Below are 25356 nucleotides of genomic sequence, written 5' to 3'. Positions count from 1 at the left end.
GCACAGTACAGTGCAGCGTATGGCTACAGAAGAGATCGCTCTTGGCCAGGCCCAGGAGCTGCGGCGCGGCACGGTCGTCCTGGCCTGCCTCGCGCTGCTCCGCAAGCCGCAGTACGGCTACGCGCTGCTGGAGACACTCAACGACGCGGGTGTCACCGTCGACGGCAACACCCTCTATCCCTTGCTGCGCCGACTCGAGAAGCAAGGCCTGCTCACCAGCGAATGGAACACCGACGAGTCCCGGCCACGGAAGTTCTACCGGGTGAGTCCCGAGGGCTCCCGGGTACGCACCTCACTGGTGCGCGAATGGCAGGACCTCGTCGCCTCGATCTCACGGCTTACCAAGGAGAATGGATGAGCACGAACACGCTCACCGAGCGCTACGTGCACGAGGTCGTCAGGCGGCTGCCCGCGGATCAGCGCGACGACATCGCCGACGAGCTGCGCACCACCATCGCCGACACCATCGAAGCACGCGACCCGGCCCGTCCCGAGGCGGTCGAGCGCGAGGTGCTGAGCGAGATGGGCGATCCGATCCGGCACGCCGCGCGCTACGCCGACCGGCCGCTCGCCCTGATCGGCCCCGATCTCTACCCGACCTACATCCGGCTGCTGGCCTTCCTGCTGACCACCGTGCTGCCGGTGATCACCGCCGTGTTCGTGCTGCTGGAGATCGTGGACGGCAACGGCCTCGGGGCGGCCGTGGGCGCCGGCGTCGAGACGGTGTTCACGGTCGGCGCCCAGATGGTCACCGTACTCACCGTGCTGTTCGCCGTCGCCGAGCGCGCCGGCCACCGGAAGGGGACTCTCATCCGTACCACCGACTGGACCCCCGACGACCTGCCCGAGACCCGTGAGCCCCAGAAGGTCGGCGTCGGTGCCGTCCTGACGGCGGTCTGGTACGCGCTGCTGCTCGGCCTGACCGTCTGGCAGCAGCTCTCCGAGCCCTACCGGACCAACGGCGGCGAGCGGATCGCCGTACTCGACCCGGACCTGTGGTCGGGGTGGATCTGGCCGATCCTCATCGGGCTCGCCGGCCTCGTCGTGCTCGCTCTGGTCCGCGTGATCACGCACGGCTGGACCAGTCGGCTGGCCGTCCTGCACGCCATCGCCCAGGCGGTGTTCGTGCTGCCGCTGGCCTGGATCCTCCAGCAGCGGCAGATCTTCAACCCGGACTTCCTGGCGGACGTCACCGACAACACGACGCCCGAGGTCTACACCGGAGCGGCGCTCATCGTCCTGGTCGCGAGCCTGATCGCCGTCGTCAACGGCTTCCGCGCGGCGAAGAAGTAGGACGGGAGCCAGGCGAGGGAAGCGGGAACGCCGGCGCCGATGCCACCCGAGGTGGCATCGGCGCCGGCGCGACGGTGGAGGAGCCCGGAATCAGCGCGTCACCGCCATGATCTCGGGACGCACCAGGTTCTCCGCCAGTAGCAGGCTCTTGACCCGGTCCGAGAGCATGTCCAACTGCCGCAGGACATGGATGACCTGCTGGAACAGCATCTGCCGGTAGGTGGCCATCATCGGGTTCGTCCGCGCGAACAGCAGCCCCTTCTCCACATCGAGGTCCATCCGCTCCCAGACCTCGCGCAGCATGAACCGGCGCGACATCAGCTGGATGGCCTCCAGCAGGAAGTCCTCGCGCTCACGCAGCTCGGCGGCGGTCACCTGTCCGTACATGCCGGTGAGCGCGGTGACCCCGAAGGCGATGTGCCGGGCCTCGTCGCTCGCGACCATCTTGGTGATCTGACGGATGATCGGGTCCCCGAAGCCGCTGCTCGCGAGGCGCAGCGCGGTGATCGCCAGCCCCTCCACGACCACCTGCATGCCGAGATAGACGATGTCCCACCGGGATTCCGACAGCAGATCGTGCAGCAACGTCTTGAGCCCGGGATTGATCGGGTAGGAATCGCCCAGCTTCTCGTCGACATAGCGGGCGAACGCCTCGACATGCCGCGCCTCGTCGGCGACCTGCGAGGCCGCGTAGGTCTTGGCATCCATGTCCGGCACCGTCTCCACCAGCCGGGCCGTGGTCACCAGCGCGCCCTGTTCGCCGTGCAGGAACTGGCTGCACATCCACGACTGGTACTGCCAGCGGAACTGCGTCAGCAGTTCGCGGGGCACGGGACTTCCCTCGCCGACGACGAAGGACGCGAGTCTCCCCCCGCTCTCCTCCGACATCTCCGACCCGAAGTGGATCTCGTGGTCCCAGTCGATGTCGGTGGCGGCGTTCCACTGCGAGAGCTTGTTCTTCTCGTAGAGGTTCCACACCCGGCTGTCGCGTTGGCCGTAGTCCCAGTTCAAGAATGCCTTGAACATCGCGTCGACCTCCATGAGGTCCGCGGTGACGGTGTCCAGTGTGAAGAAGGTCGATTCGGCCGAGCCGGTCGTGGCGGCCGACCCGCCAGGAGCGGCCGCCACGCCGGTCACCGAGTCCGGAACTGTGGTCATTGGATTACGGTCCACCCCTCGGGCACGGAACAGGACTGACGCTCGTGGAGTCTGACGCGCCCCGGAACAGCTCTCCAGGCACCCGTGGGGCAACTTGGCGGCAGACCGGTTGCCGGTCCCATGCCTGGCCCGCTGCCACCCGCCGGACCATGATGCCCAAAAGGGGCTGCTGCCCCGCATGACCGTCGGCCGACCGAAGGGGCGGGACGCGCATGACTGCCGCCGCACCACCCACCCGCTCAGGGAACCCGTCCGGCTCGCGAAGCGCACCGGCTCCCCATGACGACTGCCCCTGGATCGTGGGCCGGGTCCGCGCTTCCCGGCCCCGGGTGCGGCTGTTCTGTCTGCCGCAGGCAGGCGGCAGCGCGGCCTCGTTCGCCCCGTGGCGTCTCGCCCCGCCCTCCGGCGTGGAGCTCGCGACGGTGGAGCTGCCGGGCCGAGGTGTACGCGGCACGGACCCGCTGCCGGAGACCATGGAGGAACTGGCCGACGCGGTGATCGACGGCATCTCGGACGAGTTCGACCTGCCGTACGCGATCTTCGGTCACAGTTTCGGCGCGCTGCTCGGCTATGAGATCGCCGTCGGGATCGCGCGGCGCGGCCTGACCCCGCCGCGCGCACTGCTGGTGTCCGCGGCACGGTCGCCGCACACCCCGGTGCGCCGACGCGTATCGGACCGGGACGACGCCGGGCTGCTCGCCTGGCTGAACAGCTTCGGCGGCATTCCTTCGGAACTGTCGCGCTATCCGGCGTATTTGCGGTACGCGCTGCGCACCGTCCGCCGCGACCTCGCCCTCACGGAGGCCTACCTGGCGCCCGGGCCGGAGCGGGTGGACTGCCCGCTGCATGTCCTCGGCGGTGCGGACGACCCACTGATCAGCGGGGCGCAGTTGGAGCGCTGGCGGGACTGCGCGGCGGGCGAGTTCTCCCTCCGGCTGCTGCCCGGCGGGCACGACTACCTCTTCACCGGCGCGCCTGCGGCGCTCGACGCCCTCGGAACGACGCTGCGCTGAGGGCGGGGCCGGACGGGGAAGCTGCCGGTCGGCTGCCTGTCCCCGCATGCGAACCGTGCGGCAGCATCGCGCTGTCGGCCGCGCCGGCGTCCTCGGCACACCACCCGCCGCCATATCACTGCCACCACCGACCGCTCACGGGGAAGACCTCACAGTGAACGAAGCGACCGAGTCGCCGATCGAGATGGCGCTGCCCCTCACGCCACTGCAGGAGGGCATGCTCTTCCACGCGCTGTACGACTCCGAGACGGTGGACGTCTACAACATCCAGGCCGGCTTCGAACTGACCGGGGAGCTCTCGGCGGAGCGTCTGCGCGCGGCCTGCGCCGCCACACTCCGCCGCCATGCCGTCCTGCGGGCCGGCTTCCGGCTGCGTGCCAACGGGAAGCCGGTGCAACTGGTACGCCGCGTCGTGGAGACGCCGTGGACCGAGCTCGATCTGTCGGCGGAGTCCGAGTCCGGGCGGCGGAAGAGGCTGCTGGCCTTCCTCGAGGACGAGCGGCTGCACCGCTTCGAGATGGGGGCGCCACCGTTGATGCGGTTCGCGCTGATCCGACTGGCGCCCGACCACCACGCCTTCGTCATGACTTACCATCACATTCTGCTGGACGGGTGGTCTCTGCCACTCGTCCTCCAGGACCTGCTGGCGTTCTACCGGAGCGACGGCGACGACGCCGGACTCGGCCCCCTCACACCCTTCTCGGACTTCCTCAGGTGGCTCTCCCGCCAGGACCGGCCCGCCGCGAAAGAGGCATGGCGCGACGCTCTGCACGGTCTGGACGAACCGACCCTCGTCGCCCCCGGCGCGCCCTTCGCGGAGACGATGCCCGGGCTGGCCTTCGTGACGCTGTCCGAGCAGGCGACCAAGGCGCTGACCGCTACCGCCCGGGAGCACGGCCTCACGCTCAACACCGTTGTACAGGGCGCCTGGTCGCTGCTCCTCTCGCTGCTGACAGGGCGCGACGACGTGGTCTTCGGCCAGACCGTGCACGGCCGCCCGCCACAGCTCCCCGGGGTCGACTCGGTCGTGGGCCTGCTCATGAACGCGATCCCGGTACGGGTACGGATCGCCCCCGAGGATTCGATGGCCGCTCTCTTCGCCCGGATCCAGAACGAACAGGCCGCACTCGCACCGCACCACCACCTGGGGCTGGCCGAGGTGCAGCGGCTGGCCGGGCTCGGCGCGCTCTTCGACACCTCCACCGGCTTCGGGAACGCTCCCTTCGACCGGGAGGCGGTACAGGACGGTCCGGCCGGCCTGCGAGTGACGCCGCTGGAAGGGGACGAGGAAGCGGCCGGACAGCAGGAGATCACCGGATCGACCCACTACCCCCTGAGTGTCTTCGCCGTCCCCGGCCCCAGCCTGCGGCTCGAACTCAACTACCGCACGGACCTGTTCGACGCTGAGCGTGTCGAACTGATCGGCTCTCGGCTGAGGTTGCTGCTCAGGACATTCGCCGAACGGCCCGCGACGCCGGTCGCCGCCGTTGCGCTGCTCACCCACGAGGAACGGGAGCAGGTGATCGGCGACTGGGGAGGCCGGCGAGCGGAGTCCGGGCACGTTCCCGCCCGCGTACCGGCGACACTCACCCAGCGGTTCGAGGACCAGGTGCGCGCCACACCCGACGCCCCGGCCGTGGCGGACGGGGAGCGGTCGGTCAGCTACCGCCGACTCGACGCGGCGGCGAACAGGCTGGCACGGCTCCTGCTGGCCCGCGGGGTGAAGCCCGGCGACTTCGTCGCCGTGGCGCTGCCGCGCGGGACGGACCTGATCGTGGCGCTGCTCGGCACGCTGAAGGCGGGAGCCGGATACCTGCCGATCGACCCCTCCTATCCCGCCGAACGCGTTTCGTTCATGCTCGACGACGCCTCCCCGTCCGTCGTCGTCTGCGCCGGCACCACCCGCCCTGCGCTCATCACGCACCCGTCGGTCGTCCCGCTCGCCGACCCCGCCGTCCAGGACGAGTTGGCGCTGCTGCCCGAGCATCGCGTGGAGGACGGCGAACGCGGCGCGCCGCTGCGGCTCGCGGACGCCGCGTACGTCATCTACACCTCGGGGTCGACCGGCCGGCCCAAGGGCGTCGCCGTCGAGCACCGTACGGTCGACAGCTACCTCGCCTTCGCCCGCGCCGCCTATCCCGGCCTCGCCGGACAGGCGCTGGTGCACTCACCGCCCTCCTTCGACCTCACCGTCACCGGCATCTTCGGCCCGCTGACCTCCGGCGGTCTGGTGCGCATCGTCGATCTGGAGGACTTCGACGCCCCGGCCGGCGCCACCCCGCCGCCCACCTTCGTCAAAGCCACGCCCAGCCACCTGCCGGTGCTGACGGCTTCGTCCGACTGGTACTCGCCGACCGGGGAACTGGTCCTGGGCGGTGAACAGCTGAACGGCGAGGCGCTGGCGCAGTGGCGTGAGGCCCACCCGGGCGTGACCATCGTGAACGAGTACGGACCCACGGAGGCCACCGTGGGATGCATGGAGTACCGCCTGGAACCCGGCGATCCGCTGCCGGAGGGTGCGGTGCCGATCGGCCGTCCGGTCCCCGACGCCCGGGTCTACCTCCTGGACGCTTTCCTGCGTCCCGTCCCCGCGGGCCTGCCCGCCGAGCTGTACATCGGCGGTGACGTGCTCGCCCGCGGCTACGTCAACCGGCCCGGGCTCTCCGCGTCCCGCTTCGTCGCCGACCCCTTCGGCCCGCCCGGTTCCCGGATGTACCGCACCGGCGATATCGCGTGCTGGCGGCCCGACGGCACCATGGTCTACCGCGGCCGGTCCGACGACCAGGTCAAGGTCCGCGGCTTCCGGATCGAACTGGGCGAGGTGGAGACCGTCGTCGCGGCCGATCCCGCCGTCGCCCAAGCCGCGGCAGCCGTACGGAAGGACCGGCACGGGAACGAGCGGTTGGTGGCCTATGTCGTACCGGCGGCCGACCCGTCCGCGGACCCTGCCGCGCTGGCGGACCGGATCGGGGCGCGGCTGCCCGCGAGCATGGTTCCCTCGGCGTTCGTCACCCTGCCCGCACTGCCGATGAGCCCGAACGGCAAGGTGGACCGGGCCGCGCTGCCGGCCCCGGACGAAGCGCGCGAGTCCGGGCAGCGGCAGCGGGCGGACCAGGCGGGGGACGAGAGCGTCGAGAACGTTCTCGTCGAACTGTTCGTCCAGGTACTCGGTGTGGACAGCGCCGTGGCGGCGGACGACTTCTTCGCCCTCGGCGGCGACTCCATCACCGCCATCCAACTCGTCGTCCGCGCCCGCGCCGCAGGCTTCCACCTGACCCCGAAGCACATCTTCACCCACCGCACCGCCGGCGCTCTCGCCGCCTTTCTCGTGGTGAGCCCGACCGGCGCGGTGGAGTCCGCGGACGGCGTCTCGGGCGCGGCCGACCCGGCGGCACAGTGGCCGGCGGACGTGATCCCCGCGACGCCGATCATGCTCTGGCTGCGGGAGCAGGGCGGAACGACCGACGCGTACCACCAGTCGACACTGCTCCGGGTGCCGGCCGCACTCGACGCCGACCTGCTGGCCACCGCCGTACGGACTCTCGCCGAACGGCATCAGTCCCTGCGCGCACGTCTCCAGGAGGACGGGGCGCTGACGCTGGACCCGGTGGACCCGGTCATGTCGCGGAACTCGGTACGCCGGGTGGATGTCGTGGGTCTCGCGCCGGAAGGTGTCCGTCTGCGGATCGCCGCGTGCGCCCGCGAGGACGCCGACTCCCTCGCCCCACGTGCGGGCGCCATGCTGCGGGTGTCCTGGTTCGACGCCGGCGAGGGTGCCCAGGGGAGGTTGCTCGTCACCGTCCACCACCTGGCCGTCGACGCGGTCTCCTGGCACATCCTGCTGACCGACCTGTACGCCATCTGGCAGGACCTGGCAGCGGGTGCCGTCCCGGAGACCGGTCCGGTGCCGTTCTCGATGCGGGAGTGGAGCCTGCTGCTCCGCGCCGCAGCGGAAGCACCCGCTCTGCGGGATGAGCTGCCCCACTGGCGGAGGACTCTCAGCAGAGGACGGGGGCCGGGTGACGGCAGGCTCGCCGACGTGGAGCTCTCCCCGTCGCACGACGTCTACGCGACGGCCGGTGAACTCTCCCTCACCCTGCCGCCGGATCTGACCGCCCCGCTGCTCACGACCGTGCCCGCCGTCTTCGGCACCCACACGAACGAGGTACTGCTCACCGCTCTCGCGGTGGCCGTCGCCGCCTGGCGTCGTGACCGGTCGCCCGATGAGGGCGACAGCACGGCCGTACTGGTCGACGTCGAGGGCCACGGCCGCGAACAGATGTCCGAGGACGTCGACCTGTCCGGCACCGTCGGCTGGCTGACCACGCTGTACCCGGTACGCGTCGACGCCAGGATCGCCGACTGGGCGCCGGACGACGATCCGGCCGGAGCCCGCCTCGGCGAGGCCGTGCGCCGGGTCACGGCCCAGTTGGAAGCCATCCCCCGGCGTGGCACCGGCTTCGGTCTGCTGCGCTACCTGAACCAGGAGACAGCCGCCGAGCTGGCGGCCCGCCCCGCACCCCAGATCGGGTACAACTACCTCGGGAGACAGGGCGGCGCGGGGACCACCGACTGGAGCGTGGCCCCCGAGTCGGACGTGCTGCCCCTCGGGGCCGACCCCCGTATGCCCATGGCGCACGTCGTCGAACTGACCGCGGCGGTCAGCGACGGCGCGGACGGGCCACGCCTGGTCACCAACTGGCTGTGGGCCCGTCGGCTCCTGTCCGACCAGGACGTCGCCGAGCTGGGCCGGCTCTGGTTCGCGGCTCTGCGCGCGCTGGTGGAGCACGGGACGAGCACGGAGGCCATCGTCGCGCGGCAGACGATGCCGCCCGCCCTTCCACGGGAGGGCGGGCCACTGGGCGGGGAACCTCTCGACCGGCACGACACCGAGCTCGCCGGTCTCGGCGCCCGTATCGGCCTGCCCGTCGTCGAGGCCCTGCCGATGACGCCGCTCCAGGAGGGGCTGCTCTTCCACGCCCGGTACGACAGCCGGGACCTCGATGTCTACAACGTGCAGATCTCGTTGGAGGTTGAGGGCCGGCTCCACGCCGAGCGGTTCCGGAGCGCCTGCGACGCTCTCCTGGAACGGCACCCGATGCTGCGGGCAGCCTTCGTGCAGAAGCGGTCCGGGGAGCCGGTGCAGGTGATTCCGGAGCGGACGGCCATGCCGTGGTACGTCCATGACCTGGCCGGCCTCGACCCGCGCGAACAGGCCGACAGGCTGGCGGCGGTGCTGGCGGCCGACCGGCGCCGGCGCTTCGACCCCGCCGACCCGCCGCTGATGCGCTGCACCGTGGTCGGCCTGGACGAGGACAGGCAGAGAATCGTCCTGACCATGCACCACCTGCTGGTGGACGGCTGGACCACTTCGCTGCTGCTGCGCGACCTGCTCGCTCTCTACGACCACGGCACCGCGAGCGGGCTGCCCGCGCCCGGCCACTACCCCGACTATCTGCGGTGGCTGGCCGAACAGGACCGCGAGAAGGCGCGTACGGCCTGGCTGGAGGCGCTGGCGGGTCTGAAGGAGCCCACGCTGGTCTGCCCCGGCACGGACACCGCGCGGATACGCGTCCTTCCGGAGCGGATCGTCATCGCCCTCTCCGAGGCGGACACCTCCGCGCTGCTCGACATCTCGCGCCGCCACGGTGTCACGCTCAACACCCTGGTCCGGGTCGCCTGGGCGCTGTGCCTGCACCGGCGGACCGGGCAGCTGGACATCACCTTCGGGGCCACGGTCTCGGGCAGGGAGGCCGAGCTCCCCGGCGTCGAGGAGATGGTGGGGGTGTTCATCAACACGGTGCCGGTACGGGTGCGTCTCGACCCGTCCGAGCCGGTGGCCGAACTGCTCGAACGCCTCCAGGGCGAGCACGCCGAACTTCTCGAGTACCACTACCTCCCGCTGAGCGACATCCAGCGGACGGTGGGACTGGGGACCCTGTTCGACAGTTGCGTCGTCTTCGAGAACTTCCCGACCGCCGAGACCCTGCCGAGCGGTCCGGACAACGGCTTGCGGCTGACGGATGTCGTCGGCCACGACGCCTATCACTATCCGCTCAAGCTGATGGCCGCACCCGGCCGGCAGCTGGAGCTGGAGATCAGCTACCGCCCGGACCTGTTCGACGCACCGCTCGGGCAGCAGGTGGCCGATCGTCTACGGGAACTGCTGATCGAGCTGCCCGGAGCGCTGGCCCTCCCGACGGGCCGGTTCCTGGAACACACTCCCGCACCACCTGCCGAACCAGGGCAGCAGATGATGTGCGAGCTGATCGCGGAGGTACTGGGACGCGACTTCGTCAGCGCGGACGAAGACGTGTTCGAGCTCGGCTGCGACTCCCTGACGGCCCTGCGCCTGGCGGGCCGGATCGAGACGGAACTGGGACGGCCCGTCGACGTGGAGAGCGTCTTCCGCTGCCGTACCGCCCGCGCCCTCGGCACCGCACTCACCTGAGGGCCACGCGAGGCCTGGAATCAGCCCAGGCCGAACTCCGAGAACAGAAAGACTGAAACCATGACAAACCCCTTCGACAACGAAGACGGCGTCTTCCACGTGCTCGTCAACGACGAGGGTCAGCACTCCCTGTGGCCGGCGTTCGTCGAGGTCCCGGCCGGCTGGAGCGCGGTGGTGTCGGACAGCACCCGGCAGACCTGCCTCGACTACATCGAGGAGAACTGGACCGACCTCCGGCCCGCCTCGCTCGCCGCGACCGACGCGGCCTGACCCGTTTCCCTCATCGAACGCTCCGGCAGAGACAGGTGGCTGCACATGCCGAACAACTTCCCACCCATCGTCAACTCGTGGAACGAGTGGGACACCCTCCGGGAAATGGTGGTCGGCTCCGCCGACAACGCCTGCTTCGAACCGGCTGAACCAGGCAGCCGGCCCGCGATACGCAACGCTCCCGACCAGCCGTTCCCGACGGGCCCGAAGTCCAAAGAGGCCATCGATCTGGCCAATGAGGAACTCGCCGGTCTCGCCCGGCTCCTGGAATCCCAGGGCGTGACCGTACGCCGCCCCGAGACGCACGACTTCTCCGCCCCGGTCACCACCCCCGACTTCGAGGTCGAGAACCAGTACTGCGCCGTCTGCCCACGCGACGTGATGATCACCATGGGCAACGAGATCATCGAGGCGACCATGTCGCGCCGCGCCCGCTACTTCGAGTACCAGCCCTACCGGAAGCTGGTCTACGAGTACTGGAACGCCGACCCGCGGGTGGGGTGGACGACCGCGCCCAAGCCGTCGATGAAGGACGGCATGTATCGCGAGGACTTCTGGGAGTGGCCGCTGGAAAAGCGCCACGCGAAGATGCACTCGTTCGAGTTCTGCATCAACCAGGACGAGGTGGTCTTCGACGCAGCCGACATGAGCCGGCTGGGCCGCGACATCCTGGTCCAGGAGTCGATGACCACCAACCGGGCCGGCATCCACTGGCTCAAGCGCCACCTGGAACCCCGCGGCTTCCGCGTCCACCCCGTGCACTTCCCGCTGGACTTCTTCCCCTCCCACATCGACTGCACCTTCGTACCGCTGCGCCCCGGCCTGATCCTCACCAACCCGGAACGGCCGCTGCGCGAGGGCGAGGAGAAGATGTTCCTCGATAACGACTGGCAACTGGTCGATGTGCCCCAGCCCGTCCTGACCAACGACGAGATGCCGATGTACTGCCAGTCGTCGAAGTGGCTCTCGATGAACGTGCTGAGCATCTCGCCGACCAAAGTCATCTGCGAGGAGCAGGAGAAGCCCCTCCAGGACCTTCTTTCCTCGCACGGTTTCGAGGTCTTCCCGATTCCGTTCCGCAACGTCTTCGAGTACGGCGGCTCCCTCCACTGCGCCACGTGGGACATCCACCGTGACGGCGACAGGCAGGACTACTTCCCCTCCCTCCGGTACGAGCCGCTGATCTGACCGCTCCACCCGACGCCAACAGCGGGCACCGTGTCCGCCGTAGTTCCCCAGCACCTCGGGCAGGGGCGCACACGGCGCATCCATGGCAGCGCCCCGCCACATACGTAGACTCGCTCGAATCGCTTTCCGGAGCGGCAGAGGCGGCCCCGGACACCGGCCGGGGCCGCCTCTGCCGCTCCGGGTGAGGCACCCACGACTCCGGCGCATCGCGAGCAACCGCCGAGGTGCGCCCGTCGACTCGCTGGCGACGAGGTACGCGCTCGCCCGCAGGACAGCACACGGACCTGCTCCACCTACCCACACCGGGATCGGCCGTCGGCGTGCACGCCCCACAGACCGTCCCGGGAAACACGTATCCCCAGGCAAGAACGATTCTGCCTGGGGACACTCGGTGGGGCGGGTGGGACTCGAACCCACGGCCGACGGATTATGAGTCCGCTGCTCTAACCGGCTGAGCTACCGCCCCGTTTCGGCGTGGCGCGTACAAGTGTGCGCACCGTCTGCCGCAGCATAGCCGGTCATACGATCTCTCGCTTCGGTTGACCGACTTCAGCTGATCTTGAGGACGTCGCTGCGTGCTGCCCGGTTGCAGGGAAGATCGGGGAGACCCGAAAGAGTCACCCCGAGGGCCCGGCCAAGGCCCGGAGGGCGATGGGGCGCGCACGCGAAAGAGGACCCCGAAGGGCCCTCTCGCGTTCCGCTCCCCCGACTGGACTCGAACCAGTAACCCTCCGGTTAACAGCCGAATGCTCTGCCAATTGAGCTACAGGGGATCGCGCTCCCCCGACTGGACTCGAACCAGTAACCTGCCGGTTAACAGCCGGCTGCTCTGCCAATTGAGCTACAGGGGATTGCTGCGTTGCTTCGAAATCGTACCTGCCTGGCGGCTGCCGGGCGGCGCGCGTTCGCTGCGACACATACATTAGCGCAAGCAGGGGGGTGCTCCGCCAATCGGTATCGCCCGGGGTGATCTCGGGTGCTCGCGGGTAGGCGGGCTGCACACGTCGCACCAAGCGTAGGAAGGGTGGCAGCCATGCGGTACCGGCTCACGTTCATCGCCGGAGTGGCCCTCGGTTACGTGCTCGGCACGCGAGCCGGGCGCGAGCGTTACGAGCAGTTGAAGAAGTCGGCCCAGCGGTTCGCGGAGAACCCCGCCGTGCGCAACGCCGCCGAAAGCGCCGCCCACAGCGGGCGGGACATCGCCGGCAAGGCGTACCACTCGGTCAGCGACAAGGTCGGGGACAAGGTGCCCGCGTCGGTCGCCGAGCGGGTCCGGTCGCTGCGGGACCGCAGCAGCCAGAACGGCTTCGAGGACGACTGGGGGACCACCAATACGTAGCCGCTCCCTGGGTGCGGTGACTGTGGTGTGAGTTCCGGGATGGTCCCGCGGTGCGGCAGAATCTTCGTATGGGCATAGTCGCGGGGCTGGACAGTTCTTCCGCCTTCACTCACATCGTCGTCTGCGATACGGATTCGGGCGCCGTGCTCCGGGAGGGGTACGCCACCCATCCGGTCGAGGCCAAGGCCGCCGAGGTCGATCCGCAGGCCTGGCTGCTCTCGCTCGGTGAGGCGGCCTCCGGTGGACTGCTCGAAGGTGTGCAGGCCATCGGGGTCTCCGCGCAGCAGCACGGGCTCGTCCCCCTGGACCAGCAGGGCAATCTCGTACGCCCCGCCCTGCTCGGCAACGACCGGCGGGCGCAGGTCGCCGCGGCCGATCTCGTCGACGGGCTGGGCGGGCGGCAGGCCTGGGCCGAAGCCGTCGGGGCCGTGCCGAGCGCCGCGCAACCGGTGGCGAAGCTGCGCTGGCTGGCGCGGACCGAGCCGGAGAACGCCCAGCGGGTGGCCGCCGTGCTCCAGCCGCACGACTGGCTCGTGTGGCAGTTGCTGGGCCGGCCCGCCCGCCGGACCACGGACCGGGGCGCGGCCTCGGGCACGGGGTACTGGTCGGCCGGGACCGCCTCCTACCGGCCCGATCTGGTCGAGCTGGCTCTCGGGCACTCCGCCGCGCTGCCCGAGGTGCTCGGGCCCGCCGACTCCGCCGGGATGACCCCGGAAGGGCTGCTGATCTCCGCGGGCACCGGCGAGACCATGGCCGCCGCCTTCGGGCTCGGGGTCGCCGTGGGCGACGCGGTCGTGTCGCTGGGCGCCTCCGGGTCCGTGATGGCCGTCCACCACGAGGCGCTCGCCGATTCGAGCGGGATGATCACCTCGTTCGCCGACGCCACCGGCATGCATCTGCCGGTCGTCCACCTCTCCAACGCCGTACGTGCCCTGCGCGGCACCGCCGAGATGCTGGGTCTGGACGGGCTGGAGGAGCTGTCCTCGCTCGCCCTGAAGTCGACGCCCGGCGCCTCTGGGCTCGTCCTGCTGCCGTATCTGGAAGGCGAGCGCACTCCTCGGCTTCCCCACACCGCCGGCACCCTCTGCGGGCTGCGGCGTGAGTCGATGAAGCCGGAGCACCTGGCGCGCGCCTCGTTCGAGGGCATGCTGTGCTCGCTCGCCGACGCCCTGGACGTACTGCGCGGGCGGGGCGTGGAGGTGCGGCGGGTGTTCCTGCTGGGGGCTGCCGCCGAGCTCCCCGCCGTCCAGGCGCTGGCCCCGGCGCTGTTCGGCACCCAGGTCGTGGTGCCGCAGCCCGCCCAGTACGCGGCGATCGGCGCGGCCCGACAGGCGGCCTGGGCGCTCGGGGTCTCGCAGGGTTCCCTCGACCCGCGCACTCCCCCGCCCTGGCAGGGCGCGGCCGCCCAGGTGCTGGAGCCCGGCGACGAGCTGGCGGTGGGCGGGGCGGTGCGGCAGCAGTACGCGGCGACCCGGGATCAGATCCACCCCGGGGCCTTCGGCGGTCGGCACCAGGCTTAGGGCCCGTATCTCCCTCAGCGGCGCACGCCCGGCGCAGGCCGGGCGACAGCGTGAGCCCGAGCGTGGGGGCCTCCCCCGCGCTCCAGGTTTGACCCGGGCTTGGGGAAAACGGTTCGCCCGTGGAGTACGGCGTACGCGAAACTGGGTCGGCCTCTGCCTGCCGCCGATTCCGAGAGACCCGCGTGCTCATAAAACTCCTGCGGGCCCATCTGGGCCCGTACAAGAAACCCATCGTGCTGCTGGTGCTCCTCCAGCTGCTCCAGACCTGCGCCACCCTGTATCTGCCCAGCCTGAACGCCGACATCATTGACAACGGTGTCGTCACGGGCGACACCGGCTACATCCTGGAGTTCGGCGGTCTCATGATCGCCGTCAGCGTTCTCCAGGTCCTGTGCAATGTGGGTGCCGTGTATTACGGGGCGCGCACCGCCTCCGCCCTCGGGCGTGATGTGCGGGCCGCCGTCTTCGACCGGGTCCAGTCCTTCTCGGCCCGGGAGCTGGGGCGCTTCGGGGCGCCCTCGCTGATCACCCGGACCACCAACGACGTCCAGCAGGTCCAGATGCTGGTGCTGCTGGCGTTCACGCTGATGGTGTCGGCCCCGATCATGTGCGTCGGCGGGATCATCATGGCGCTCGGCCTCGATGTGCCGCTCTCCGCCGTGCTGCTGGCGGTCGTGCCGGTGCTCGGGGTCTCGGTCGGCCTCATCGTGCGGAAGATGGGACCGCTGTTCCGCACCATGCAGGAGCGGCTGGACGGTGTGAACCGGGTACTGCGCGAGCAGATCACCGGCAACCGGGTGATCCGGGCGTTCGTCCGGGACGGGTACGAGGAGAAGCGCTTCCGGCGGGCGAACACCGAGCTGACCGATGTGTCGGTGGCGACCGGGCGGCTGATGGCGCTGATGTTCCCGACCGTGATGACGGTGGTGAACCTGTCGTCGATCGCGGTGGTGTGGTTCGGCGCGCACCGGATCGACAGCGGCGGGATGCAGATCGGTGCGCTGACCGCGTTCCTCGCCTATCTGATGCAGATCGTCATGGCCGTGATGATGGCCACCTTCATGTTCATGATGGTGCCGCGCGCCGAGGTGTGCGCGGAGCGCATCGAGGAGGTCCTCGGGACCGGGTCGAGTGTCGTGCCGCCCGTCTCGCCCGTCACCGAACTGCGCCGGCACGGGCATCTGGAGGTGCGGGGCGCGGAGTTCCGGTACCCGGGTGCGGAGGAGCCGGTGCTGCGGAACGTCGATCTGGTGGCCCGGCCCGGGGAGACCACCGCGGTCATCGGGTCGACGGGCAGCGGGAAGTCCACGCTGCTCGGGCTCGTACCCCGGCTGTTCGACGTGACGGACGGCGAGGTGCTGGTCGACGGCGAGGACGTAAGGACGCTGGATCCGGCGCTGCTGGCGAAGACGGTGTCCCTGGTGCCGCAGAAGCCGTACCTCTTCTCAGGGACCGTGGCGACGAACCTGCGGTACGGGAATCCGGACGCCACCGACGAGGAGCTGTGGCACGCGTTGGAGGTGGCGCAGGCCAAGGAGTTCGTGGAGGCGCTGGAGCACGGGCTCGACGCGCCGATCGCGCAGGGCGGCACCAATGTCTCCGGCGGTCAGCGGCAGCGGCTCGCGATCGCGCGGACGCTGGTGCAGCGCCCGGAGATCTATCTCTTCGACGACTCGTTCTCCGCGCTGGACTACGCGACCGACGCCGCGCTGCGGGCGGCGCTGGGCCGGGAGACGGCCGGGGCGACCGTGGTGATCGTGGCGCAGCGGGTGTCCACCATCCGTGACGCGGACCGGATCCTGGTGCTGGACGAGGGCCGGCTCGTGGGCACCGGCACCCATCACGAGCTGATGGACGGCAATGAAACGTACCGGGAGATCGTGCTCTCCCAGCTGACGGAAGCGGAGGCCGCGTAATGGCCGGTCCGGGCGGACGGATGATGGCCGGGGGCGCGCCCACCGACCGGTCGATGGATTTCAAGGGGTCGAGCAAGCGGCTGCTGAAGCGGTTCGGGCGGGAGAAGGCCTCGCTCTGGCTGATGCTGGGCGCGGTGGCGGTGAGTGTCGCGCTGTCGGTGGCCGGGCCGAAGATCCTGGGCAAGGCGACCGACCTGATCTTCGCCGGTGTCGTCGGGCGGGAGATGGCCGAGGGCACGACGAAGGCGCAGGCGCTCGATGGGCTGCGGGAGGACGGCCGCGGGTCGATGGCCGACATGCTGTCGGGCGTGGACTTCACCCCCGGCGAGGGCATCGACTTCGGCGCGGTGGGGAACGTCCTGCTGATGGCCCTGGTGGTCTACGTCGGGGCCGGGCTGCTGATGCTGGTGGCGACCCGCCTGTCGATCCGGGTGATCAACCGGATCGTGTTCCAGCTGCGTGAGGACCTGCAGACGAAGCTGGCGCGGCTGCCGCTGTCGTACTTCGACCGGGCCAAGCGCGGTGAGGTGCTGAGCCGGGCGACGAACGACATCGACAACATCTCGCAGACGCTCCAGCAGACGATGGGCCAGCTCATCAACTCCCTGCTGACGATCGTCGGCGTGCTGATCATGATGTTCTGGATCTCGCCGCTGCTGGCGCTGGTCGCGCTGGTGACGATCCCGCTGTCGGTGGTCGTGGCGACGCGGGTCGGCAAGCGGTCGCAGCCGCAGTTCGTGCAGCAGTGGCGGGTGACGGGCACGCTCAACGCCCATATCGAGGAGATGTACACCGGGCACACCCTGGTGAAGGTCTTCGGCCGGCAGGAGGAGTCCGCGCGGGACTTCGCCGAGCAGAACGAGGCGCTGTACGAGGCGGGCTTCAAGGCCCAGTTCGCCAGCGGGATCATGCAGCCGCTGATGTTCTTCATCTCGAACATCAACTATGTGCTGGTCGCGGTGGTCGGCGGGCTGCGGGTCGCCTCGGGCGCGCTGTCGATCGGTGACGTCCAGGCGTTCATCCAGTACTCGCGGCAGTTCTCGATGCCGCTGACGCAGGTCGCCTCGATGGCGAACCTGGTGCAGTCGGGTATCGCGTCGGCGGAGCGGGTCTTCGAGCTGCTGGACGCCGAGGAGCAGGACGCGGACCCGGAGCACGGGGAACGCCCGGAGCGGCTGGACGGCCGGGTCTCGCTGGAGAAGGTGTCCTTCCGCTACGAGCCGGACAAGCCGCTGATCGAGGGCCTGTCGCTGAGCGTGGAGCCGGGGCAGACCGTCGCGATCGTCGGTCCGACCGGTGCGGGCAAGACGACGCTGGTCAATCTGCTGATGCGGTTCTACGAGGTGACCGGCGGGCGGATCGCGCTCGACGGGGTCGACGTGGCGAAGATGTCCCGGGACGACCTGCGGTCCTCGATCGGCATGGTGCTCCAGGACACCTGGCTGTTCGGCGGGACGATCGCGGAGAACATCGCGTACGGCGCTTCGCGCGAGGTCACCCGGGAGGAGATCGAGGAGGCGGCGAAGGCGGCGCACGCGGACCGGTTCATCCGGACGCTGCCCGACGGGTACGACTCGGTGATCGACGACGAGGGGACCGGGGTCAGCGCGGGCGAGAAGCAGCTGATCACCATCGCGCGTGCGTTCCTGTCCGACCCTGTGATCCTGGTGCTCGACGAGGCGACGAGTTCGGTGGACACCCGGACCGAGGTGCTGATCCAGAAGGCGATGGCGCGCCTGGCCCACGGGCGTACGTCGTTCGTGATCGCGCACCGGCTCTCCACGATCCGGGACGCGGACGTGATCCTGGTGATGGAGAGCGGGTCGATCGTCGAACAGGGCACGCACGAAGAGCTGTTGGCGGCCGGTGGCGCCTATGCCCGGCTGTACGCGGCCCAGTTCGCTCAGGCGCTGGCCGAGGTGGACTGATTCGTCTCGCGCGGATCAGTCGAGGTAGCCGCGGAGTTGGTCGGCGAAGGCGTGGTCCCGCAGCCTGCTGAGGGTCTTGGACTCGATCTGGCGGATACGTTCGCGTGTCACGCCGAAGATGCGTCCTATCTCCTCCAGGGTGCGGGGCCGCCCGTCGTCCAGGCCGTAACGCAGCTGCACGACCTTGCGTTCGCGCTCGCCGAGGGTGGAGAGCACCGCCTCCAGGTGCTGGCGCAGCAGCAGGAAGGCGGCCGACTCGACGGGCGATGCGGCGTCGCCGTCCTCGATGAGGTCGCCGAAGGAGACGTCGTCCTCCTCGCCGACGGGGGCGTGCAGGGAGACCGGTTCCTGGGCCAGGCGGAGGACTTCGGTGACCCGCTCGGGCGTCAGGTCCAGCTCGACGGCGATGTCGTCGGCGGTCGGCTCGACGCCGCGCTCCTGGAGGAGGCGGCGCTGGACGCGGACCACGCGGTTGATCAGCTCCACGACGTGGACGGGGACGCGGATGGTGCGGGCCTGGTCGGCCAGGGCGCGGGACATGGCCTGGCGGATCCACCAGGTGGCGTACGTGGAGAACTTGTAGCCCCGGGCGTAGTCGAACTTCTCCACCGCCCGGATCAGGCCGAGGTTCCCCTCCTGGACGAGGTCGAGCATGGTCAGCCCGCGCCCCACATACCGCTTGGCGACGGAGACGACGAGGCGGAGGTTGGCCTCGATGAGGCGGCGTTTGGCGGTGCGGCCCATCACCACCAGCCGGTCCAGGTCCACGGCGAGGCGGGAGTCGAGGTCCGGGGTGCCCGCGAGGCGTTCCTCGGCGAAGAGCCCGGCCTCGACGCAGCGGGCGAGCTCGACCTCCTCGGCGGCGGTGAGCAGCGGGATGCGGCCGATCTCGCGGAGATACTGGCGGAACAGGTCGGAGGTGGGGCCCCCGGAGTCCGCCCGGTTCCTGGGGTCCGGCGGTTCGGGAAGGTGCGTCGCTTCCACCATGACTGCCTCGGGTGCGTGTCCGGGCGGGCCGGCTGCGGTCTCCGGGTGGTGCAGGGCCCTGTTCTGCGCGGGGATGGCCGCCATGGGCGCGGTCGTGGTCGTCACGGTCCGGGTCTGCACGGGGGCGACCTCCAGGTGATCGCTGCCGGTTGACGGGGGCGGAGGCCTGTCCGGGCCCGGGTGTTCCCCTGCGGACCGGTGTGCTCCGATGACTCAGACATTCCCCAGTGTGGGGTACGACACACGGCTGTCACGAGGGGCGTGCGGGGACTTTCTGATTCCGGTCCGTCACCGGGCGGTTACCGGCCCACCCGGGCGGTGAACGGGCTCAGAGCGCGGCGGCGCCGTGGGCGCGCAGGGTCTGGGCGTACTGCTGGAGGACCCAGACCTCGTTCTGCGCGGCGGCCAGGTCCTGGGGGGCGACGTGGTTGCCGAGGCGGGCGAGACTGCTCTGTACGTCGGCGATGCGGCGGTCCACCGCGCGCAGCCGGACGTGGACGAGGTGCATGCCGGCGTAGGTCTCGTCGATGGTGCGGCCGTGGAAGACCTCGACGGCCAGCTCGGTGACGAGGTTGCGGACGGTGTTGTCGGGGGCGGCGTCCAGGACCGCGCCCAGATAGGCCCGGTCGTCGGCGATGCCCTGCTCGGCGCCGCCCGCCTCCTCGATGCAGCGGCGCACGGCGGCGTAGGGCGGGGCGGTGAACTCGTCCACGCCGTAGGCGTCGAAGGCCGGGGAGACCAGGGCGGGCTTCTGGAGGGCGAGCTTGAGCAGTTCGCGCTCGGTGCGGTGGGCGGGGCTGCGGAGGTTGAGCGCCGGGCCGGAGAAGGCGGGGGCCGCTGCGGGAGCGGTCTGCTGCGGGGCGCCGCCGCGCGGGCCCCGGCCCCGGGGTCCGCCCCGGCCATCCCGGTCCCCGTGGTCGCCGCCCTTGTCGCGGGCCCAGCGGGCGAGCTGGGCGACGCGGTGGACGACGAACTCCTGGTCGAGGATGCCGACGAGACCGGCGAGCTGGACGGCGACCTCGCGCTGGACGCTGCTCGTCTTGATCTTGGCGACGACGGCGGCGGCCTCGTCGAGGGCGGCGGCGCGGCCGGCCGGGGTCTCCAGGTCGTAGCGGCCGACGATCTGGCGCAGCGCGAACTCGAAGAGCGGGGTGCGCGGCTCGACGAGGTCGCGCACCGCGTCGTCGCCCTTGACGAGGCGCAGGTCGCAGGGGTCCATGCCGTCCGGGGCGATGGCGATGTAGGTCTCCGCGGCGAACTTCTGGTCGTCCTCGAAAGCGCGCAGGGCGGCCTTCTGACCGGCCGAGTCGCCGTCGAAGGTGAAGATCACGCGGGCGCTGCCGTTGTCCATGAGGAGGCGGCGCAGGATCTTGATGTGGTCGTTGCCGAAGGCGGTGCCGCAGGTGGCGATGGCGGTGGTGACCCCGGCGAGGTGGCAGGCCATGACGTCGGTGTAGCCCTCGACGACGACGGCGCGGCTGGCCTTGGCGATGTCCTTCTTCGCCAGGTCGATGCCGTACAGCACCTGGGACTTCTTGTAGATCGGGGTCTCGGGGGTGTTCAGGTACTTCGGGCCGTTGTCGTCGTCGCGGAGCTTGCGGGCGCCGAAGCCGACGATGTCGCCCGCGGTGTCGCTGATCGGCCACATGAGCCGGCCGCGGAAGCGGTCGATGGGGCCGCGCCGGCCGTCCTGGGAGAGGCCGGAGGTGATCAGCTCCTTGTCGCTGAAGCCCTTGCCGCGGAGATAGCGGGTGAGGTGGTCCCAGCCGGCCGGGCTGTAGCCGACCCGGAAGTGGGTGGCGGCCTCCTGGTCGAAGCCGCGCTCGGCGAGGAACGTCCGGCCGATCTCGGCCTCGGGGCTCTCCAGCGCGCGGACGTAGAACTCGGCGGCGGCCTGGTGGGCCTCGATCAGCCGGATGCGTTCGCCGCGCTGGTGGGAGGGGTTGTAGCCGCCCTCCTCGTACCGCAGGGTGATGCCCGCCTTGGCGGCGAGGCGCTCGACCGTCTCCGAGAAGGAGAGATGGTCGATCTTCATCACGAAGGCGATCGTGTCGCCGCCCTCCTGGCAGCCGAAGCAGTGGAACAGGCCCTTGGAGGGGCTGACCTGGAAGGAGGGGGACTTCTCGTCGTGGAAGGGGCAGAGGCCTTTGAGATTCCCGCCGCCCGCGTTGCGCAGCTGGAGGTACTCGGACACGACGGCGTCGATCGGGACCGCGTCCCGTACCGCCTTCACGTCGTCGTCATTGATCCTGCCAGCCACGCATGAAGTCTACGGGTGGGCAAGACGCCCCCTAGGACAGCCCGGGTCCCGGCGGCCGGCCGGCCGGGGCGCGGGCGGCGTGGCCCGCGCCCCGGCCGTGCGTCTCAGAGCAGGGAGTCCAGCGGGACCGACGGGTCGGCGAGGGCCTCCGGGTCGTGCTGCTGACGGGCCCGGATCAGCTCCTGGATCGTCTCGGTGACATCCCACACGTTGACGTTCATCCCGGCGAGGACGCGGCGGTCCTTCAGCCAGAACGCGATGAACTCCCGCTTTCCGGCGTCGCCCCGGATGATCACCTCGTCGTAGGAGCCGGGCGGGGCCCAGCCGGAGTATTCGAGGCCCAGGTCGTACTGGTCGGAGAAGAAGTACGGGATCCGGTCGTACGTCACGTCCTGGCCGAGCATGGCGCGGGCGGCGGCAGGGCCGCCGTTGAGGGCGTTGGCCCAGTGCTCGACGCGCAGCCGGGTGCCGAGCAGCGGGTGGGCGGCCGCGGCGACGTCCCCGGCGGCGTAGATGTGCGGGTCGGAGGTGCGCAGCGAGGCGTCCACGGCGATGCCGCCGCCGTGGGCGCGCTCGGCCAGCTCCAGGCCCGCGGCCTCGGCGAGGGCGGAACGCGGGGCGGCGCCGATCGCGGCGAGCACGTCGTGGGCGGGGTGCTCCTCGCCGTCGTCGGTGCGGGCGGCGAGCACCATGCCGTCCTGGCCGGTGATCTCGGTGAGGCGGGCGCCGAAGTGGAAGCGGACGCCGTGCGAGCTGTGCAGCTCGGTGAAGATCTGGCCCAGCTCGGGGCCGATGACCTGGTGCAGCGGGGTGGGCTCGGCCTCGACGACGGTCACCTCGGCACCGTATCCGCGGGCGGCGGCGGCGACCTCCAGGCCGATCCAGCCGGCTCCGGCGATGACCAGGTGGCCGTTGTCGCGGCCGAGGGCGGCGAGCACGTTGCGCAGCCGGTCGGCGTGGGCGAGGCGGCGCAGATGGTGGACGCCGGCCAGGTCGGTGCCGGGGATGTCGAGGCGGCGCGGTTCGGAGCCGGTGGCCAGCAGCAGCTTGTCGTAGTGGATGACGGTGTTGTCGCCGAGCTGCACGGTCTTCGCGTACCGGTCGAGCGCGGTGACCGGCTGGCCGAGGTGCAGCTCGACGTCGGCGCCCGCGTACCAGGGGCGTTCGTGGGTGAAGACGCTGTCCCGGTCGGCCTTGCCGTCCAGGTATCCCTTGGAGAGCGGCGGGCGTTCGTAGGGGTGGTCGCGCTCGTCGCCGATGAGGATCACCCGGCCGGTGAACCCTTCGGCCCGCAGTGTCTCGGCCGCCTTCGCCCCTGCGAGTCCTGCTCCGACGATGACGAACGTCTGGTGTGCGTCGACCACTTGATGCCTCCTCAGTGCTGTGCTGCGCGGCGCCCCCACGGCTGCGAGCGTCCCGCACGCAGCGTGATGGCGAAAGAGGGTGTGCCCCGGACAGGTCACACCCAGTGGTCAGAAGTCCGGCCCCTTCCAGTCTGCCGGTCAGCCGCGACGGGCGGTGAGTGCGGCGTGCAGGGATCGTGCGGAGGCGTCGGTGAGGGCGGCGATCTGGTCGATCAGGACCCGCTTGCGGGCGTGGTCGTCGGGGGCCTGGTCGAACAGGGCGCGGAAGTGCGGCTCCAGGCCCTCGGGGGCGCGGGCGGTGAGGGCGGCGGCCAGCTCGGCGATGACGATGCGCTGGTCGGCGCGGAGGGTCTCCTGCTCGGCGCGCTGCATCACGTAACGGTCGGCGACCGCCTTGAGGACGGCGCACTCGTTGCGGACGGTGCGCGGGACGACGAGCTCCGCGCCGTACCGGCCGAGGCGGCCGGGGCCGTACACCGCGCGGGTGGCGGTCTCGGCCTCGGTGCAGAAGCGGCCGATGAGCTGGCTGGTGGCGTCCTTCAGGCGGGCCTGGGCCACGGCGGAGCCGTCGTAGCCGTGCGGCCACCAGTCCTGGTCGATCAGCCGGTCCAGGGCCTCGGCCAGCTCCTGCGGGTCGGTGCCGGCGGGGACGTAGCGGCCGATGGCGACGGCCCAGATCTCCTCGCGCTCCGGTTCGGCGTAGAGGCAGTTGGGGTCGATGTGCCCGGCGTGCAGCCCGTCCTCGAAGTCGTGGACGCTGTACGCGACGTCGTCGGACCAGTCCATGACCTGGGCCTCGAAGCAGGTGCGGTCCTCGGGGGCGCCTTCGCGGGCCCAGGCGAAGACCGGGAGGTCGTCGGCGTACACCCCGAACTTCACCGAGTGCGGGTCGGTGGGGTGCGCGCCGCGCGGCCAGGGGTACTTGGTGGCGGCGTCCAGGGCGGCCCGGGTGAGGTTGAGGCCGACGCTGACCAGCTCTCCGGTGCGCGGGTCGTGGACGAAGCGCTTGGGCTCCAGGCGGGTCAGCAGGCGCAGCGACTGGGCGTTGCCCTCGAAGCCTCCGCAGTCGGAGGCGAAGTCGTTGAGCGCCTGTTCGCCGTTGTGGCCGAACGGCGGGTGGCCCATGTCGTGCGAGAGGCAGGCCGTCTCCACCAGGTCGGGGTCGCAGCCGAGGACCGCGCCGAGCTCACGGCCGACCTGGGCGCACTCCAGGGAGTGGGTGAGCCGGGTGCGGGGGCTGGCGTCCCACTGGTGGGAGCGGGTGCCGGGGGTGACGACCTGGGTCTTCCCGGCGAGCCGGCGCAGGGCGGCGGAGTGCAGGACCCGGGCGCGGTCGCGCTGGAAGGCGGTGCGGCCGGGCCGCTTGTCCTCCTCGGTGTCGAAGCGCTCGGTGTCGGCGGGGCCGTAGGGGCTCGCCGTACCGCTCTGTGCGCTTCGCCTGCCGTGTGCCGGTTCTGCCCCGTGTGCGCCCTGTGTGCCGTCCATGCTCCCGACAGTAGCGACCGGGACGGACAACGGGCGTGAGCGGGCCGGGATGTCAGGCGCAAGCGAGCAAGCTCTCCGCGTCGGCGAGGGCTCGGGCCTGTCCTCAAACCGCCGCCTGCCGCGCTCCGGGCGACGACGACAGTGTGACGACAGGCCTCAGGGGGCGGACGCCCCCTGAGGCCGTCCTTGCCCGGTCGTAGCGGTGCAGGACGAGGCGGGCCATCGCCGGGTGGGCGCCGAGCGGGGCGGCGGCCCGGTGCGGTACGGCGTCGGCGCAGGCGCTCGCGAAGCGGCCGGGGGCGGTGAAGTACGAGGCGACGAAGGTCCGGTGGCGTCCTCGGGCGGCGAGGGCGCGCAGGGCGGCCGGGACGGTGGGCGTGGCGGCGGAGGCGTACGCGGGGACGACGGGCACACCGAGGCGTTCGGCGAGCAGGCGGGCGGTGCGACGGGTGTCCTGGGCGGAGTCGGGATCGCGGGACCCGGCGGCGGCGAGGACCACGGCGGCGTGGCGGCCACCGTGGTCGGCGACGTCCCAGCCGGCCTCGACGAGCCGCCCGTACAGCGCCTCCGCCAGCAGGGGGTGCGGGCCGAGGGGCGCGGCGATCCGGGTCCGTACGCCGGGGGCGGCGGCCGTCGCCGCGGGCAGGTCGCGCTTGACGTGGTGGCCGCGCCCCAGGAGCAGCGGTACCAGGACGGCTTCGGCCCCGCACAGGCTGTCCAGGGTGTCCGGGAGCAGCGGCGCGTTCAGCTCGATGTGGCCGAGCCGGACGTCGAGGCCGGGGCGCAGGTCGCGGACCCGGTCCAGGAGGGTGAGCACGGTGCGCAGGGCCTGCGGGTCGCGGCTGCCGTGCGCCACGGCGACCAGCGCCGGGGCGGAGGTGCCGCCGTCCGCTGCGGGGCGGTCGGGGTGCCGGGTGCGGTGCATGGATCTGCGGGTTCCGTTCCGGGAGACGAGGCTGAGCTGTGCGCCGAGCTGGTCGGTGATGCGGGCGAGAAGGTGCGCGGTGCTGTCGGTCAGCGGGGGTGACTGCTGGGGCTGTTCCGGGGCCGGCTCCGTCATGGACCGATGGTGCCGGGCGGAGGTTGCCGGACCGTTGCGTGGGGGTCACCAGTGTTTTCCGCCGCCTCACGGCGGGGGTGGGGGCGGTGTGCGTTGCCCCGGAGGGCCGGGGCAACGCACACCG

At 71.0% G+C, this 25356-nt stretch carries 16 protein-coding genes and 3 tRNA genes; 10 read left to right on the top strand and 9 right to left on the bottom strand.

Going from position 1 to position 25356, the window contains the following annotated elements; translation table 11 throughout:
• The first annotated feature begins 19 nt into the window (after positions 1 to 19).
• Positions 20 to 358 (top strand): PadR family transcriptional regulator, encoded by a 339-nt coding sequence (locus D3105_RS11875; RefSeq protein ID WP_018961692.1) that lies wholly within the window; start codon positions 20 to 22, stop codon positions 356 to 358.
• Positions 355 to 1293, top strand: a complete 939-nt coding sequence (locus D3105_RS11870) for an HAAS signaling domain-containing protein (RefSeq protein ID WP_118903172.1) — start codon at positions 355 to 357, stop codon at positions 1291 to 1293. Before D3105_RS11875 ends, D3105_RS11870 begins: the two co-directional genes overlap by 4 nt.
• A 90-nt stretch (positions 1294 to 1383) precedes the next feature.
• Here the strand turns inward: D3105_RS11870 and D3105_RS11865 are convergent, their stop codons facing one another.
• On the bottom strand, positions 1384 to 2451 hold the full coding sequence (locus D3105_RS11865; RefSeq protein WP_079035918.1) for a diiron oxygenase: 1068 nt from the start codon (positions 2449 to 2451) through the stop codon (positions 1384 to 1386).
• A 212-nt stretch (positions 2452 to 2663) separates the two neighbouring features.
• Here D3105_RS11865 and D3105_RS11860 point away from each other — a divergent pair, with 212 nt between their 5' ends.
• The 4 genes from D3105_RS11860 to D3105_RS11845 all read left to right on the top strand — a co-directional run bounded on the left by D3105_RS11860 (position 2664) and on the right by D3105_RS11845 (position 11373).
• Positions 2664 to 3464: a thioesterase II family protein gene (locus D3105_RS11860; RefSeq protein WP_233289534.1), complete on the top strand. Its 801-nt coding sequence runs from the start codon at positions 2664 to 2666 to the stop codon at positions 3462 to 3464.
• A gap of 154 nt (positions 3465 to 3618) precedes the next feature.
• Positions 3619 to 9915, top strand: a complete 6297-nt coding sequence (locus D3105_RS11855; protein ID WP_118903170.1) for a non-ribosomal peptide synthetase — start codon at positions 3619 to 3621, stop codon at positions 9913 to 9915.
• 60 nt (positions 9916 to 9975) lie between these two features.
• Complete coding sequence (locus tag D3105_RS11850) at positions 9976 to 10185, top strand: MbtH family protein (protein WP_031126055.1); 210 nt, start codon at positions 9976 to 9978, stop codon at positions 10183 to 10185.
• A 45-nt stretch (positions 10186 to 10230) separates the two neighbouring features.
• Complete coding sequence (locus D3105_RS11845) at positions 10231 to 11373, top strand: glycine amidinotransferase (RefSeq protein ID WP_031126054.1); 1143 nt, start codon at positions 10231 to 10233, stop codon at positions 11371 to 11373.
• Between the two features lie 392 nt (positions 11374 to 11765).
• Here D3105_RS11845 and D3105_RS11840 read toward each other — a convergent pair.
• From D3105_RS11840 to D3105_RS11830, 3 genes are all read right to left on the bottom strand, one after another.
• Positions 11766 to 11839: transfer RNA gene (locus D3105_RS11840), tRNA-Ile, on the bottom strand.
• Positions 11840 to 12073: 234 nt separating this feature from the next.
• A tRNA-Asn gene (locus D3105_RS11835) sits at positions 12074 to 12146 on the bottom strand.
• Positions 12147 to 12151: 5 nt separating this feature from the next.
• A tRNA-Asn gene (locus D3105_RS11830) sits at positions 12152 to 12224 on the bottom strand.
• A gap of 182 nt (positions 12225 to 12406) precedes the next feature.
• Between D3105_RS11830 and D3105_RS11825 the strand changes: the two genes are divergently transcribed.
• The 4 genes from D3105_RS11825 to D3105_RS11810 all read left to right on the top strand — a co-directional run bounded on the left by D3105_RS11825 (position 12407) and on the right by D3105_RS11810 (position 18076).
• A complete protein-coding gene (locus D3105_RS11825) occupies positions 12407 to 12712 on the top strand; it encodes a YtxH domain-containing protein (protein WP_030577619.1) in 306 nt (101 codons plus the stop codon).
• A gap of 68 nt (positions 12713 to 12780) precedes the next feature.
• Positions 12781 to 14232 carry an FGGY family carbohydrate kinase gene (locus D3105_RS11820; protein WP_118903168.1) on the top strand — a complete coding sequence of 484 codons (1452 nt, stop codon included), beginning with the start codon at positions 12781 to 12783 and terminating at the stop codon, positions 14230 to 14232.
• 182 nt (positions 14233 to 14414) lie between these two features.
• The gene (locus tag D3105_RS11815) at positions 14415 to 16148 is read left to right on the top strand and encodes an ABC transporter ATP-binding protein (protein ID WP_118903166.1); all 1734 of its coding nucleotides are present in this window, start codon (positions 14415 to 14417) and stop codon (positions 16146 to 16148) included.
• The gene (locus D3105_RS11810) at positions 16148 to 18076 is read left to right on the top strand and encodes an ABC transporter ATP-binding protein (RefSeq protein WP_118903165.1); all 1929 of its coding nucleotides are present in this window, start codon (positions 16148 to 16150) and stop codon (positions 18074 to 18076) included. The genes D3105_RS11815 and D3105_RS11810 overlap by 1 nt, the downstream gene beginning before the upstream one ends.
• 15 nt (positions 18077 to 18091) lie before the next feature.
• On the opposite strand, the gene D3105_RS11805 is transcribed toward D3105_RS11810, so the two are convergent.
• The 5 genes from D3105_RS11805 to D3105_RS11785 form a co-directional block, all read right to left on the bottom strand.
• Positions 18092 to 19183, bottom strand: a complete 1092-nt coding sequence (locus D3105_RS11805) for an RNA polymerase sigma factor (RefSeq protein WP_118903163.1) — start codon at positions 19181 to 19183, stop codon at positions 18092 to 18094.
• Between the two features lie 208 nt (positions 19184 to 19391).
• On the bottom strand, positions 19392 to 21323 hold the full coding sequence (dnaG, locus tag D3105_RS11800) for a DNA primase (protein WP_118903161.1): 1932 nt from the start codon (positions 21321 to 21323) through the stop codon (positions 19392 to 19394).
• Between the two features lie 104 nt (positions 21324 to 21427).
• Complete coding sequence (locus tag D3105_RS11795) at positions 21428 to 22687, bottom strand: NAD(P)/FAD-dependent oxidoreductase (RefSeq protein ID WP_118903159.1); 1260 nt, start codon at positions 22685 to 22687, stop codon at positions 21428 to 21430.
• 138 nt (positions 22688 to 22825) lie between these two features.
• Complete coding sequence (locus tag D3105_RS11790) at positions 22826 to 24172, bottom strand: deoxyguanosinetriphosphate triphosphohydrolase (RefSeq protein ID WP_118903157.1); 1347 nt, start codon at positions 24170 to 24172, stop codon at positions 22826 to 22828.
• A gap of 103 nt (positions 24173 to 24275) precedes the next feature.
• Positions 24276 to 25232: a sirohydrochlorin chelatase gene (locus D3105_RS11785; protein ID WP_240646876.1), complete on the bottom strand. Its 957-nt coding sequence runs from the start codon at positions 25230 to 25232 to the stop codon at positions 24276 to 24278.
• Positions 25233 to 25356 lie beyond the last annotated feature (124 nt).

Origin of the sequence: Streptomyces globisporus (assembly GCF_003501885.1) — a bacterium.
Taxonomy (GTDB): Bacteria; Actinomycetota; Actinomycetes; order Streptomycetales; family Streptomycetaceae; genus Streptomyces; species Streptomyces globisporus_D.
The sequence above is the reverse complement of the archived record's forward strand: the minus strand, read 5'-3'. Positions and strand labels throughout refer to the sequence as shown.